The organism is Sulfurovum iocasae (genome assembly GCF_047716765.1).
Lineage (GTDB): Bacteria > Campylobacterota > Campylobacteria > Campylobacterales > Sulfurovaceae > Sulfurovum.
This window is the reverse complement of sequence record NZ_CP180410.1, coordinates 1323783-1338546: the sequence shown is the minus strand read 5'-3', so window position 1 is coordinate 1338546 and position 14764 is coordinate 1323783. Positions and strand designations below refer to the sequence as shown.

17 protein-coding genes are annotated in these 14764 nt (G+C 38.2%); 12 read left to right on the top strand and 5 right to left on the bottom strand.

Features of this window, described 5'->3' with window-relative positions; translation table 11 throughout:
• Window positions 1-2 precede the first annotated feature (2 nt).
• From folD to ACLHDG_RS06525, 5 genes are all read left to right on the top strand, one after another.
• Window positions 3-848 (top strand): bifunctional methylenetetrahydrofolate dehydrogenase/methenyltetrahydrofolate cyclohydrolase FolD, encoded by an 846-nt coding sequence (folD, locus tag ACLHDG_RS06545; RefSeq protein ID WP_415408205.1) that lies wholly within the window; start codon window positions 3-5, stop codon window positions 846-848.
• Complete coding sequence (lepB, locus tag ACLHDG_RS06540) at window positions 848-1822, top strand: signal peptidase I (RefSeq protein ID WP_415408204.1); 975 nt, start codon at window positions 848-850, stop codon at window positions 1820-1822. Before folD ends, lepB begins: the two co-directional genes overlap by 1 nt.
• Before the next feature lie 8 nt (window positions 1823-1830).
• Window positions 1831-2283 carry a ribose 5-phosphate isomerase B gene (gene rpiB / locus ACLHDG_RS06535; RefSeq protein WP_415408203.1) on the top strand — a complete coding sequence of 151 codons (453 nt, stop codon included), beginning with the start codon at window positions 1831-1833 and terminating at the stop codon, window positions 2281-2283.
• Between the two features lie 235 nt (window positions 2284-2518).
• Window positions 2519-3082 carry an adenine phosphoribosyltransferase gene (locus ACLHDG_RS06530; RefSeq protein WP_415408202.1) on the top strand — a complete coding sequence of 188 codons (564 nt, stop codon included), beginning with the start codon at window positions 2519-2521 and terminating at the stop codon, window positions 3080-3082.
• Window positions 3082-3339, top strand: a complete 258-nt coding sequence (locus ACLHDG_RS06525; protein WP_415408201.1) for a DUF2164 domain-containing protein — start codon at window positions 3082-3084, stop codon at window positions 3337-3339. The genes ACLHDG_RS06530 and ACLHDG_RS06525 overlap by 1 nt, the downstream gene beginning before the upstream one ends.
• Window positions 3340-3350: 11 nt before the next feature.
• Here the strand turns inward: ACLHDG_RS06525 and ACLHDG_RS06520 are convergent, their stop codons facing one another.
• A complete protein-coding gene (locus tag ACLHDG_RS06520; protein WP_415408200.1) occupies window positions 3351-3983 on the bottom strand; it encodes a flavodoxin domain-containing protein in 633 nt (210 codons plus the stop codon).
• Between the two features lie 134 nt (window positions 3984-4117).
• Here ACLHDG_RS06520 and trpB point away from each other — a divergent pair, with 134 nt between their 5' ends.
• Window positions 4118-5365: a tryptophan synthase subunit beta gene (gene trpB / locus ACLHDG_RS06515; RefSeq protein ID WP_415408199.1), complete on the top strand. Its 1248-nt coding sequence runs from the start codon at window positions 4118-4120 to the stop codon at window positions 5363-5365.
• Between the two features lie 89 nt (window positions 5366-5454).
• Entirely contained in the window at window positions 5455-6924 is a 1470-nt protein-coding gene (locus ACLHDG_RS06510; protein WP_415408198.1) for a leucyl aminopeptidase, read from the top strand.
• Between the two features lie 45 nt (window positions 6925-6969).
• On the opposite strand, the gene ACLHDG_RS06505 is transcribed toward ACLHDG_RS06510, so the two are convergent.
• The gene (locus ACLHDG_RS06505; RefSeq protein ID WP_415408197.1) at window positions 6970-8592 is read right to left on the bottom strand and encodes a cation:proton antiporter; all 1623 of its coding nucleotides are present in this window, start codon (window positions 8590-8592) and stop codon (window positions 6970-6972) included.
• A gap of 224 nt (window positions 8593-8816) precedes the next feature.
• Between ACLHDG_RS06505 and ychF the strand changes: the two genes are divergently transcribed.
• From ychF to ACLHDG_RS06485, 4 genes are read left to right on the top strand one after another with little or no spacing between them, the layout of a single operon-like run.
• Window positions 8817-9920, top strand: coding sequence for a redox-regulated ATPase YchF (gene ychF / locus ACLHDG_RS06500; protein WP_415408196.1), 1104 nt, complete (start codon window positions 8817-8819; stop codon window positions 9918-9920).
• Window positions 9921-9928: 8 nt separating this feature from the next.
• On the top strand, window positions 9929-10390 hold the full coding sequence (locus tag ACLHDG_RS06495) for a DUF302 domain-containing protein (protein WP_415408195.1): 462 nt from the start codon (window positions 9929-9931) through the stop codon (window positions 10388-10390).
• A 26-nt stretch (window positions 10391-10416) separates the two neighbouring features.
• The gene (locus ACLHDG_RS06490; RefSeq protein WP_415408194.1) at window positions 10417-11034 is read left to right on the top strand and encodes a YceI family protein; all 618 of its coding nucleotides are present in this window, start codon (window positions 10417-10419) and stop codon (window positions 11032-11034) included.
• An 8-nt stretch (window positions 11035-11042) separates the two neighbouring features.
• A complete protein-coding gene (locus ACLHDG_RS06485) occupies window positions 11043-11513 on the top strand; it encodes a DUF1456 family protein (protein ID WP_415408193.1) in 471 nt (156 codons plus the stop codon).
• A 76-nt stretch (window positions 11514-11589) separates the two neighbouring features.
• On the opposite strand, the gene ACLHDG_RS06480 is transcribed toward ACLHDG_RS06485, so the two are convergent.
• Window positions 11590-12372, bottom strand: coding sequence for an exodeoxyribonuclease III (locus tag ACLHDG_RS06480; protein WP_415408192.1), 783 nt, complete (start codon window positions 12370-12372; stop codon window positions 11590-11592).
• 63 nt (window positions 12373-12435) lie between these two features.
• On the opposite strand from ACLHDG_RS06480, the gene ACLHDG_RS06475 reads away from it, so the two are divergent.
• Entirely contained in the window at window positions 12436-13002 is a 567-nt protein-coding gene (locus tag ACLHDG_RS06475) for a class I SAM-dependent methyltransferase (RefSeq protein WP_415408191.1), read from the top strand.
• A gap of 35 nt (window positions 13003-13037) precedes the next feature.
• Here ACLHDG_RS06475 and ACLHDG_RS06470 read toward each other — a convergent pair whose 3' ends face one another.
• Both ACLHDG_RS06470 and ACLHDG_RS06465 read right to left on the bottom strand, forming a co-directional pair.
• A complete protein-coding gene (locus tag ACLHDG_RS06470; protein ID WP_415408190.1) occupies window positions 13038-13943 on the bottom strand; it encodes a L,D-transpeptidase family protein in 906 nt (301 codons plus the stop codon).
• 92 nt (window positions 13944-14035) lie between these two features.
• A complete protein-coding gene (locus ACLHDG_RS06465) occupies window positions 14036-14740 on the bottom strand; it encodes a DUF445 domain-containing protein (protein ID WP_415408189.1) in 705 nt (234 codons plus the stop codon).
• Window positions 14741-14764 lie beyond the last annotated feature (24 nt).

Sequence of the window (14764 nt, the reverse complement as noted above, 5' to 3'; positions counted from 1 at the left end):
CAATGCAACTTATCGATGGTAAAACCTTAGCCAAAAAAGTACAAGATTCTGTATCTGTGGGAGTCGAACAACTTAAACGGGAAAAGAATATCGTTCCTGGACTTGCAGTACTGCTCATAGGCGATGATCCGGCAAGTCATGCCTATGTGAAAATGAAAGCAAAAGCTTGTGAAAAGGTTGGTTTTTACTCTATCACTCACAACATGCCTGACAGTATCTCTCAAGATGAGATCATAGCAACCATTGAAATGATGAATAACAACCCTCGTATAGATGGTATTTTGGTACAATTACCATTGCCTAAACATGTAGATACAGATAAGATCCTTGAAGTCATTGACCCTAAAAAAGATGTGGATGGGTTTCATGCTTACAATGTAGGCCGATTAGTCACTGGTTTGGATGGTTTTGTAGCGTGTACACCACTGGGTGTGATGAAAATGTTTGAAGAGTATGACATCGACCTGCAAGGTAAAGATGTATGTGTAGTGGGGGCAAGTAACATTGTAGGTAAACCTATGGCATCTTTGCTTCTTAATGCTGATGCAACAGTGACTGTGACACATATCTTTACTAAAGATCTCAAGGCACATACGAGTAAAGCTGACATCGTTGTTGTAGGTGTCGGCGTACCTGGACTCATCAAAGAAGACATGGTTAAAGATGGTGCTATTGTCATCGATATCGGTATCAACCGTATTGAAGATGGCTCACTTGTAGGTGATGTGGATTTTGCAAATGTTAGTCCAAAATGTTCCTATATTACACCTGTCCCGGGTGGTGTTGGTCCTATGACCATAGCGATGCTTTTGAGTAATACACTCAAAGCTGCTAAAGGCAGAATATAATGAAGAAATTTTTAAACGTTCTCTATAGATTTTCAAGTTCCTGGACCGGTACGATCATCATCGTACTTTTCCTTATCTTTTTTGTGGCGCAGTCTTTTGTCATTCCATCAGGATCGATGAAAAGAACTCAGCTTATAGGTGACTTTTTATTTGCCAAGAAGTTCTCTTACGGTATTCCAACTCCTCACTTACCTTGGTTAGAGATACCACTTTTACCAGATTTTAACAATAACGGTCACCTCATAGAAGGACCTAGACCGCAAAGAGAAGATATCGTTATCTTTCGTTACCCTAAAAATAACAAAATACACTATGTAAAACGCTGTGTTGCAGTAGGTGGTGATGAACTGATCTATGCAAATAAAAAGCTCCTTATTCATTTTCATGAAGGAGATGAGTATATTAAGAAAAACTATCCTAAAGAGAAGATCATCTCTCTTAGAGATAAATTATGGGTAGAAAACCCGTATATGGGTAAGTACCCTGGTATCCAGTATGTACCCGAAGGTATCGATATCTTTGAAGCACTGCTTCGCTACTATTCGTACAACAAAGAGATAGATATGATCCCGGTGATGATAGACGATCTTAAGGCACCTGTATATGAATTGGGAAGTAAAGCTATCAATGCACTCTATACAAAAGTAGAAGATGATCATTTTTATATGGTAGGTGATAACCGTGATAACTCAAACGACAGTCGTTTCTGGGGTTCAGTACCCTACAAACTTATTGTAGGAAAACCTTGGCTTATCTATATGAGTTTAGAGCATCGTTCTTATGAACGTGTTTTTGCTGGTGACCACAATGGTGGAGGAGGTAGAGACCATGCCGGACTTAAACGCGTCTGTGGTGATATTGCCATAGACTCTAAAGAGTGTCAAGCACTATGGAAGAACCAACAATATACAGTTCGCTGGGGACGCGTAGGACGAAGAATCGAATCTATCCAAAATGAACAGCCTATACAATAAGGAATAAAATGAAGTTTTACATCGCAACAGATCACGCAGGATATGCACTAAAAGCTTATGTTAAAGAGTATGTACGTTCTCTTGGACACGAGATCATCGACCTTGGACCAGACTCTGCCGATAGAGTGGATTATCCGGATTTCGCTAAAAAGTGTGCACATAAAGTGATAGAAGACAAAGGTAGTTTAGGCATCCTCATCTGTGGTACAGGTATAGGTATTTCTATCGCTGCAAATAAAGTACCCGGCATCCGTGCAGCACTCTGCCACGACCATTACACTGCAAAGCTCACAAGACAACATAACGATGCAAACATCCTCTGTTTTGGTGAACGTGTCGTAGGTAAAGGAATCATAGAAGATATGATCTCTGCTTTCTGCGAAACAGAATTTGAAGGTGGACGTCATGCAGGACGTGTTGAGAAAATAGAGGGTTGTGCTTATGGGGCTGATTTAGGATAAGCAAAAAATTATCGGTGCGTTAGCAAACGCACCCTACACCCATTAATCACACGCAGTGTGTCTTGTTGTGGCGAACGCCCTTGCACCCCACTTACGCTTTAGCGACAGGGGTATCGGCATTTAGTACCAGAAAATCTAGCGATTCGAGAGCCACAACGATTTTTTACTTCGTTTTTTCTAAAAAAATGAAGAGAGAAACAACGCCACAATCAAAGTAAAAGGAAGTTAAACAAAAATGAGCACTCTAACAACAGAAGAAAAAAACATTATTTTAGATAGCATAAGAGACATCCCAGACTTCCCAAAACCAGGCATAATCTTTAAAGATATTACAACTATGCTAGGTAACCCTCAAGCATTCAATACACTTATGGAACATCTTACCAATCGTTACTTGGGATATGAACTCGACTACATCGCAGGGATAGATGCAAGAGGTTTCATCTTTGGTGCTGCACTTGCAGACAGACTTGGTGTAGGTTTTGTACCCGTGCGTAAAAAAGGTAAACTCCCCTACACTACCGTAGCTGAGAAGTACAGTTTAGAGTACGGTTTTGATGAAGTTGAGATACATATCGATGCATTTGGTGAAAACGGACTCTGTACTACAGGAGATAGATCAAAAGTCCTACTTATAGATGACCTCATAGCTACAGGAGGAACAGCAAAAGCTGCTGCAAGCCTCATAGATAAAGTGGGTGCCCATTGTGTTGAAGTATGTTTCATTATGGAACTAGGCTTTTTAAAGGGAAAAGAAGGTATCGAAGCCCCTGTGTATTCGGTTTTAGAAATAGACTGATGTCAGATATTGAGTTCACTTCGGAAGAAAAAGAGATACTGGTTCACAAAATACAGAGCTACTTCCACAAAGAACTCTCTGAAGACATAGGCCAATTTGACGCAGAATTTCTTTTAGACTTTTTCTCTAAAGAGATCGGATCATATCACTATAACCGTGGTTTACAAGACGCTCGCACACTCATAGAAGAAAACGCACAGAATATTACACAAACTTTTTATGAGATGGAAAAACCAACAGAATTTATAAAAAGTTAAATCGTTTCACTTCAAGAAGATAAGGCTTTGGTTGATGCAAAAAGTTCAATACCAAACTTCTCTGCATCTTCAGGTTTTGTTCTATCCCAGCTTGCAAACTCTTTTTTCAATACATTTCTATAGAAATTATCCAAAAGTTTCCTATCTTTATCACTCAACTTTTCAATGATCATTCTACCGCCAAAGTGTCTCTTCAAAGAAGGCTTAACATCCAACGGTTTATGGAAGCGTTCAAAATAACCCTCTATCCTGACCTTACCTGCGTCATCTTCACCTGTCGTCCCACAAACAATAAACGAAGCAATGATCTTTGGCTGGATCTGTTCTTTATATGTAGAAAGAAGTTCCATTAAACGCTTGTGTGCACCATCTATCCAAATACCTGAACCAATAATAAACTTATCATACTTATGTATAGTCTCATCAAGATCAATGGTTTCAATATTCAGTACATCTACATTACTACCGATCCCTTTTGCTATCCATTTTGCAGTATCTTCTGTCGCACCATATCTCGTTCCATATACTAATGCGATCTTTTCTGACTTACCCTCAATCAACGGCTTGATACTATTACCAAAACTGTAAGCAGATGCTGATACCAAAATTATCCCCGTACTAAGTAAAAAGTCTCTTCGATCCATTTTTCTTCCTATCGTGTCTATATACTCTTATTGTATCACATATATTAGGATGATACACTCAAAAATACTTACTTTAGAGGTGTCCTTAACTTCTCATACGCTATAATTCAAGCACTAATAAACGAGAGAAACACATGAACTTACACAAAGAAATATATATCCCAAAACCAAGTCCTCATGACCCGGATGATTTAGGACATTTTGGCAGCATAGAAGAAGGAAAGACAGGCTTTGGTGGGCGATTTGTGCCCGAGACACTTATGCCTGTACTTGAACAGCTTAAACTAGACTATAAAGCAGTACGTTTTGACAAGGACTTTTGGTCTGAGGTAGACTACTACTATAAAAACTATGTAGGTCGTCCCTCTTCACTTTATTTTGCAGAGAACCTCTCTAAAGAGCTTGATGCAAAGATCTATCTCAAAAGAGAAGATCTGAACCATACAGGTGCACACAAGATAAACCACACCGTAGCCCAAGCTGTGCTTGCTAAAAGACTAGGTAAGAAAAAGATCATCGCTGAGACAGGTGCAGGTCAACATGGGGTAGCTACAGCTACTGTTGCGGCTCTCTTTGGACTGGAGTGCGAAATCTTTATGGGTGCTAAAGATGTAGCACGTCAAGAGCTCAATGTCTTTCGTATGAAACTCCTTGGAGCTAAAGTAAATACTGTTGAATCGGGAAGTAAAACACTCAAAGATGCAATGAATGATGCCATACGACACTGGGTAACACATGCAAGAGACACCTACTACCTCATAGGTACTGCTGCAGGTCCTCACCCTTACCCTATGATGGTTCGAGACATCCAGTCTATTATCGGATGGGAAGCAAAAGCACAACTTGATATCGTAGAAGGATGTCTTCCAGACAAAGTCATCGCCTGTATCGGTGGTGGTTCAAACGCATTGGGTATCTTTAGCCACTTTTTAGAAGATGAAAGTGTAGAGTGCATCGGTATAGAAGCTGGTGGACTTGGACTGGATTCCAAACATGGTTGTTCTCTTGCAAAAGGAAGCCCTGGTGTACTTCATGGACAACTTAGCTATCTCCTTCAAGATGAAGATGGACAAGTACAGGAAGCACACTCTATCTCAGCAGGACTTGACTACCCGGGCATCGGACCTGAGCACTCATTTTTAAAAGAAGAAAATATTGCTACGTATGATTATATCACCGATGATGAAGCGATAGATGCCTTCGTATGGCTCTCACAATCTGAGGGTATTATCCCTGCATTTGAGAGTTCTCATGCCATTGCATACCTCAAAAAGATGAAACCAGAAGATGTTAAAGGTAAAACGATCTTAGTCAACCTCTCTGGGCGTGGTGATAAAGACATGATACAGGCACAAGACATCTTAAAAGAACAGTTTAGCTAATAATCCACTGAACTTCATTCTATTTCAAGAAAAATGAAATGAGGTGTGGTATAATCAAAACAAATATAAAAATATTTTAAAGGACAAATATGAATTTTAATATTACTACAGACAATATAGCCGAGATCAAAAGCGATCTTGAGATCATCATCGTTATCGATAAAGACTTAAAGCATCGCTTCGTTGCAGATAGAAAACTCCTTAAGAAAGCTGGTTTTTCAGGTGGACAGAATGAATTGTGTCATCTTATAGAAAAAAACAGACTCTATGTAGGTGCAGATTCACTTAAAGGTGATGGTGTGCGTCCGGCAGTTGCAGCGGCAACCCGTTCACTCATAGGTAAAAAAGCCTACAAAACGATCAAGATCGCTACGTATTTAAGTCACCCAAGATGTACTGCCTCACTGCGAGCAGTAGTAGAAGGGATCGTACTTGGAAGCTATAGTTTTACTACTTATAAAAGTGAGAAAGTAAAATCATCTATTAAAAAGGTTGAGATCTCTTTAGAAGGGTACAATGAACTTGAGATCACTCCTGAGAGCGCGGCTAGAGCAGTGCATAATGGTGAGATCTCTGCGAATGCTACGAACTTCACTAGAGACATCGTTAACACAACACCTGATGACTGCTACCCTAAAGTGATGGCAGACATTGCGCAAGCAATGGCAAAAGAGACAGGACTCAAATGTAAAGTACTTAAACCAAAAGAGCTTAAAAAAGAGAAGATGGAAACACTCCTTGCTGTAGCACGTGCAAGTCGTCATAAACCAAGAGTCATCCACCTTGCACATAAACCTAAAAACCCTAAAGCGGTTATCTCTTTGGTAGGTAAAGGGCTTACTTACGATAGTGGTGGACTTAGCCTCAAGCCTGCTGACTACATGGTAACTATGAAGTCTGACAAAAGTGGCGGTTCTGCAGTACTTGGTATCATGAAAGCTATCTCAGAGATGAACTTACCCGTAGAAGTACACGGTTTTGTAGGTGCTGTAGAAAACATGATAGGTGGTAACGCTTATAAGCCGGATGATGTACTTACAGCCAAAAACGGTAAGACCATTGAGATACGTAACACAGATGCTGAAGGTCGATTGGTACTTGCAGATACACTTTGTTATGCTCAACAAGAAGTGAAAGCTGACTACCTATTTGACTTTGCCACACTGACAGGTGCATGTGTTGTGGGTGTAGGTCACTATACTTCAGGTGTAATGGGTAATGATGATGACATTAAGTCACTTGTGACTTACGGTGCAAAATCATCAGGTGAGCTGGCAACAAAGCTGGATTTCAACCCTTATCTTAAAAAGACCATTAAAAGTGAGATAGCAGATGTATGTAACATTTCAAACACACGCTATGGTGGTGCTATCACAGCGGGACAATTCCTTTCTGAGTTTATAGATAATGATCACAAAGATAAGTGGGCACATATAGACATCGCAGGTCCTGCGTTCGTAGAACACGCATGGGGTGAAAACCCTTATGGTGCTTCAGGTGCCGGTGTCAGAATGACGATCAGACTCATCGAAAAGATCGTTCGCACTGAAGGAAAATAAGAGTACGCTCTAAAAGGTTACCGATACCTTTTAGAGTACTTTTTACTATGTCACTTTAAGATGACACGCCAATGCCTCTTCTGCCAACATATCAGCAAGAATTTCTCTACCATTAACGATATGTTTGATGCCCAATTCTGATATCACCTCTTCTTCTGCACTGTTGTTTACTTTTACGATACTATTGATCTCTGAATTAAATGAGGCGATATTTTCACAAATAAGTTGTCTCTGTATCTCATTCTCTATGGTGACGATGATCGCGGTACACTCATTTACATTAAAATGAGACAAAACCATTTTCTGTGCCGCATTAGCAAGGTAAATAGCCTCTTCTCCCTTGGCGATCTCTGCATCAACTATCTTGACATCATGTTCAAGGATGAGATAGAGTAGATTTCTCTCTCTAAATATTTTAACAAGTTTTTGACCTACCGGCCCATAACCACATACAATGATATGATCTTTATAAGTACCACCCACAAGTGCCCTGTCACGTAGTGCATCAGGTTCTTTGGTGAGCATGTCTGCAAACTTTTTAATGTTTTTCAATACAAATGGGGTCATGATCATCGAAAGAATAATAGTAATGATCATGATTTGATTGAGTTCATCAGAAATAAGGTCATGCGATCGTGCAAGTGCGATGACAACAAGGGAAAATTCCCCTGTCTGGAAAAGTGCCAATGTTGTTTTAAGTGCTGTTCTTTTTTGGATAAAAAATCGTAAAATACCAAAAATAAGCAGAGCCTTAAGCAGTACAATTCCCACAAGTAAACCCAAGATCACATGACCATAATTAATAAGAGAGTGCCAATCAATAAGCATCCCTATCGTAACGAAAAAGACCCCTAAAAGGATATCTCTAAAAGGTACGAGGTCTGCTTCAATACGGTAGCGGTATTTTGTTTCAGCTAACATCATTCCGGCGATAAACGCTCCCAAAGAGTAGGAAAATCCAAATACTTCCGACAAGAATGAAGCACTCATAACACCAAGTAGTACAGCAACAAGGAAGATCTCTTCTGAACCTGATGCCATGATCCAATCAAAAAATCGTTCAACAAAATATTTACCAACAAGAAAAAGGATAAGAAAAACGAAAACAGCACTCACTAATGTATCAAGAAGCAGTGCAGATATAGAATCTGTATTTGATGCAAAAAAAGAGACCATTAAAAGTATCGGGATAACTGCAAGATCTTGAAAAAGTAAGATCCCAAGCGTTGTGCGACCATAGCCGGAGTGAATTTCATTATTTTCATTTAGGATTTTGAGGACAATGGCTGTAGAGGAGAGTGAAATGGCAAAACCAACGACAATAGCACTTTTGATCTCAAGTCCAAATAGCCAGGACCCCAGTGCCGTGAAAAGTAGCCCTGAAAGGATAACTTCCAATCCTCCATACACAAAGACCTCTTTTTTCATACTTTTCAGATGATTGGCTGAAAATTCCAATCCTATGGTAAACATTAAAAATACGATCCCAAACTCTGCCAGATGTCCTAACATCTCTTTTGAATCTTCTGCAAAATGATAAAAGGATGAAACGGCAAAACCAGAAAAGATATACCCTATAATTGTCGGGATATCAAATCTTTTTAAAAAAACATTGAGTATGGTTGATATGGCAACGGTTATGATCAATACCAGTAAAGCATTTTCCATTAATTTTATCCTATTTTTATTTATGCTATTTCGATATTATACATTGATTATGATGATTATAGTTATACTAATCCCCTCTTCACCAATATTTCGCTAAAATCGCGGTAATATATTCGGAGTCAAATTCTTCAAGATATGCAAACGCAAGCGCCCTTTCGAGTTTAAGTGCATATCTTGAAGAATTTGACTTCTCATAGACAAGATTAAAACTGTAAGGAAATACCATGGGACTTGGCATAGGACTTGTTGGACTACCAAATGTAGGAAAATCTACGACTTTTAACGCACTGACGAAAGCACAAAATGCAGAGAGTGCAAACTACCCGTTTTGTACAATAGAGCCAAACAAGGCTGTCGTACCTGTACCTGACAAAAGACTTGATGAACTTGCAAAGATCGTCAATCCGGAAAAGATACAATACTCAACATTGGACTTTGTAGATATTGCAGGTCTTGTCAAGGGTGCCAGCAAAGGTGAAGGTCTTGGAAATAAATTTCTTGGGAACATTCGTGAAACTGAAGTTATTTTACACATAGTAAGATGTTTTGAAGACCCAAATATTGTACATACAGAAGGTTCTATTGACCCTATTCGTGATGTTGAGATCATAGAATATGAATTACTTCTTGCTGATATGGATGCTATTGAAAAACGTATTGCAATGCTTGGTAAAAAAGCAAGAGGTAATGATAAAGAGGCAAAAGAACAGCTTGTCATTGCTGAAGCTCTTTTGAAACATGTTGAAGAAGATCAGCCTGTTTCTACATTTTCAGAGATTGACAGTGATGAATTTAAAGCTATGAACAAAGATTTGCGTCTACTTACAAGCAAAGAAATTATTTATGGTGCAAATGTAGATGAAGATGGTCTGGAAGAAGATAATGAGTTTGTTCTTAAACTCAAAGAGTATGCAGATGCGAGAAACTATGAAGTCATTAAACTTTGTGCTAAAGTTGAAGAAGATATGGTAGACTTTGATGATGAAGAGAGAGATGAAATGCTTGCTGATCTTGGTGTAACAGAGTCTGGACTTGAGCAGATCATTCATAAAGGGTTTGACAAACTTGGACTCATGAGTTACTTCACTGCTGGGGTCAAAGAAGTGCGTGCCTGGACTATTCGTAAAAACACAACAGCACCTAAAGCTGCTGCAGCTATCCATAACGATTTTGAAAAAGGGTTTATACGTGCAGAAGTCATCAGCTATGAAGACTTTATAGAATTTGGTGGTGAATCTGGTGCAAAAGAAGCAGGTAAAAACAGACTCGAAGGTAAAGAGTACATCGTTCAAGATGGTGATGTGATGCACTTTAGGTTTAATGTATAAGGATTTATATGAAGAAATTACTTTTAATCGGTTTTATTGGTTTGGCTTTAGTTGGCTGTGATAATAAAAAAGGGGCTTTCCTTGAGACTTTAGAGACACAAAATGATGTACCAACTGCGGTAGCTAAACTTATAGCTACTATTAAAGACAAAGGTCTTACACATTTTCAGACCATTGACCATACGAAAAATGCTAAAGATGCAGGATTAAGACTTAAACCTGAAACTGTTGTTGTTTTTGGTAACCCTAAAATGGGAACCCTACTGATGCAGTGCAACCCTTCTATGGGACTTGATCTGCCACTTCGTATACTTTTTTCTACAGATTATGAAGGTAAAACGACTATTACGTATACAAATCCAGAATATTGGTCTCTCAAACATAACATTAAAGACAAGAAATGTTTAGGTATCATAAAAAAGGCACATATCGCTATGCAGAACCTGGCACAGGAAGCTGCTAAAAAATAATATAAATTAGTTATAAAGGAATCCACATGAAAAAAATTCTTCTCTCACTATTGACCCTCTTCTCTATTTCACATGCAGCAACAGGGTGTGTACTTGTTCAACCTGCAGATATGAATGTTACATGGAAGGCTTACAAAACATTAGGTAAGATCGGTGTAGGCGGACAGTTTACCTCTGTAAAATACACACCTGCAGCACTTGAAGGTAAAAATTTTAAAGAACTTTTTGTCGGTTCTAAAGTCAGCATAGATACGACTAAAATAACCACAGGCAACCCAAGTAGAGATGAAACTCTGGTAAAATTCTTCTTTCAAGAGCTCAAAGCTACAACCATTGAAGCAAAGATCATTAATATCAAAAAAACAGACAAACATACCAAAGGTAAACCTCGTACAGGTATGATAGACGTAGAGATCACAATGAATGAGCAAACCTTGACCATACCGATGAAGTATCACTACAGTGAAGGTCATTTCCAGGCTACAGGTACCATAGACCTCTTTGATTTTGCAGCAAGTGATGCTTTGGCTTCTATCAATAAAAGTTGTTACGACCTTCATAAGGGTAAAACCTGGAGTGATGTGTCTATCGGCTTTAGCACTACGATCGAAGCAACTCTCTGTAATGTTGAAATAAAAAAATAGGGTTCATTTTGAAAACAAACGATATATTATATAAGATCCAAAAGGCTTTAAATCTAAGTCAGGAAGAGATACTGGAAGCCTATAAGCTTGCTGATTATAAGATGGATGCTACACATCTTGACTCTCTACTCAAACGTCGTCAAGATGATGGTTCTAAACTTTGTTCATATGAAGAGTTAGGTGTCTTTTTAGATGGTTTTGTCATCCTCAAGCGTGGTCCGAGTCCCAAAAAATCAAATGATGAAATAGTAGAACTTACAAATAATCTTATACTTAAAAAACTCCGTATAGCCTTGGAACTTAAAGAAGCAGAAACAGAGATCATCTTCTCTCTTGCAGATGTAGAACTAAGCAAACAACAGCTTGCTTCACTCTTCCGTAAAGAAGGACATAAAAACTTCAAAGAGTGTTCAGATGAGCTTTTGATGGCATTCTTGGGTGGGTTGGATGAATTTTATTATGTTGGAGACGTGGAGTAGGCAGATTTACCTACACGGCTACGCTTTCGCTCCGACCGTTTCGGTTTCAAAGCTATAAACAACAAGCAGTTGTTGTTTACTTAACGCTTTTCACCTCCAACACCAACTTCACAGGACAATGGTCACTTCCCATTACAGTATCTAAAATATCTGCATCAACGATCTTCTCTTTCAAGTCATCTGAGACAAAGAAGTAGTCTATACGCCAGCCTACGTTTCTAGCTCTGGCCCCTGCTCTGTAGCTCCACCAGCTGTAACGATCTACTTCATCGCCTTTTACGTGTCTGAAGGTGTCTATGTAGCCGTGTTCTATGAGTTTGTCCATCCATTCACGTTCCATAGGCAAGAAACCTGAAGTACCTTCGTTTGCTTTAGGACGTGCAAGGTCAAACTCTTTGTGAGCGGTGTTTACATCACCACACACTACAATAGACTTACCCTCTTCTCTGAGTGTGTTGATATGTGTTAAAAAACGGTCATAAAATGCCATCTTATACTCTAAACGTTCATCATTACGCTGTCCGTTAGGGAAATAGACATTAAAATATGCGATGTTACCAAAATGGTACTCGTTGATGCGTCCTTCATCTAAAATATCCACATGGTCACATAAAAATGCTTCACCTTTAATATCTGTATAGAGTGCAACACCTGACTGACCTTTTTTAGAAGAGGAGTTAATGCTGTTAAATTTATATTTTCTATCAAAGATAGTTTCAGGAATTTGATCTGCTTCAGCTTTGATCTCCTGTAGCCCCAAGAAGTCAACATCTTCTTTATCTATCCATTTAAGTGCTTCTTTTTTCTCTACGGCTCTTATGCCGTTGACATTCCATGAAATAAAGGTAAGTGTAGTCATATAAATCCTTGATTATTTGGATAGAATAATATCTAAATAGACTTATAATGGAAAGGCTTGATAGTGGCAATAGAAGATAAGCAAAAATGGAATAAAAAATACCGAAACAACCCTATATCAGATAAGCCTATCAAACTCGTAACAGATTTTGTCAAACTTGCTACAGGAATTAAAGCCCTTGATGTGGCATGTGGAATGGGTAGGCATAGTAGATATCTTGCCTCTAAAGGCTTTGAGGTGGATGCATTGGATATTAGTTCATTGGCTATTGATACACTGCAGGGTATTCCAAATATAAACCCTATAGAGGTAGATTTTGATACCTATACCCTCTCTAAAAATGCTTATGATCTCATCGTTTGTACATTTTTTCTCAAAAGAGAGCTTTTCCCTCAAATGATAGACGCATTAAATGAAGATGGCATACTTATCTACGAAACCTTTGTCTATCATCCGGACAATCAGCAAGTACCGTCACAACGTTCTTATCTGTTAGAAGAAGGAGAGCTTGAAAATACTTTTAGTAATGCTTTAGACCTTATAGAGAGTCGTGAATACTGGGATGAAACAATGGAGATGGAAGGAATTAAGATGAGAAAGGCTTCGATAGTAGGTAAAAAGAAAAAGTGAAAAAAGTTCCTTCACTTGTAAGTGAAGGAAGATAATTAGTTAACGATACTTACTTTCGTACCTGTATTTACTTTAGAGAAAATAGTATGTGCTACTTTATATGGAAGTCTGATACATCCATTACTTCCAGCGTGTCTTTTTACATATTTACTTGCATGTAGACCGATACCAGAACTTGTTAAACGCATCCAGTTTTTAAGTGAAGCACCTTTATACTTGGCTTTAGGTCCTCTGTACTTTCTTCTGTCACCCTTATAAACCATTTTCCCATTACGATAAAATTTACCAAAGATCGTTGAACGTTTATCAGAGATCTTTTCCGTAATTTTAAATGCACCTTTAGGTGTGCTCTTGTCTCTGATAGTTCTGGTATTTGGCTCTAATTTTCTCTTGGCTCCTGTTGTACAAGGAGAACAAAGTGCTACCTTACCATCAACATAAAGTCTAACTCTCTGCTCAGAGATATCAATTTTGAGTTTTGTATTTTTTCCGTTTGCTTTACTGAGGAGTGATCTGTCTTTAAATACTTTAAAACTTTTCTTTAGGTTTGTTCTTTTTTTAAAGTCAGCATAACAACCTGTAGCTGAAGAGCTTGAAACTATTTTTGCTTTAGAAAATTTTATATTTTTAGATACTTTATCTAACTGTGTTTTTGTTTTTATTCCTACATATCCTGCCGAAGGTGTTAGACTGTAATGTTCTTGAAACTTTTGTACCGCGATCTTTGTATTCTCACCCCATTTACCATCTGTTTTCAAGTTTAAATTTAAATTTTTATCTGCATTAAGGGCAATTTGTAGATTTTTTATTTGGCTTGATTCGTTGATACACTCTTGTGTGTCTATCTTTTCGCACATATCATCATACGTTTTAAAAGTGTGTTTTGCGTGAGAGAAAGAAAAAAGCATTAGTGCAGTAAGCAGTATTTTGATCATATTCATAAGTCTCCAAAATTTTGATTGGAGTATTTTATCGTTATACATCTAAATTAAAAATAAAAGTCTACTTAGTTTATACTTAAATTTTTACTAATTTAAATAAAAAATGAAGAGAGAAGCCCTATAAGTCCACCAAAGACACCACCCCACACCACTAACCAACCCAAATGCTCTTTTATGAGCTCCTGCACAAGGTCTTTAACCATCTTAGGGGTTAACTCTTCAAGCCGTCTTGTAATGAGTCCCTCAACTGAGGCTATCATATCTTCACTCAGTGCTGAATTTTGGATATGATGATCTAGTTGTGCTTTGAAAGTCTCAGAAGAGACTATGGAACTTACTGCAGATTTAAGTTTACGTGAAAAAGGCTCACGTAATCCATCTAAAGCCTCTTCTCCACCAAACATAGAGATGGCTCCTCCAAACTTAGACTCCATCACTGTTTTAGAAAGTGCTTCAAATGCCGGAGTAAAGTCTGCACCTTCTACCAAAGGCCTAAGGTCTATCTTCTGCTCTTCCTGTGCAAAGAAATTTCCCAACTGTTCTTTAGTGAAGAACTGTTTCATGATCATCTCTTTGATGGAGACTTTAAAAATACCAAAGTTCTTTTCTATGACCCCGGAACCATATAACAAAGGAATTTTTTCAAATAACATATGGATAGCCAGTTGATTGGTAATAGCACCTGAAAGGGCAAACAAACCAGTAAAGAGGATCGCATGATGGTATTCTGCTGATATGAAAAAGGAGATTACTATTAGTAGTATGGAAAGAATATCGGTTATCAAAGATTTGGACATTTCATTATCCTGTTTAATTTTTAG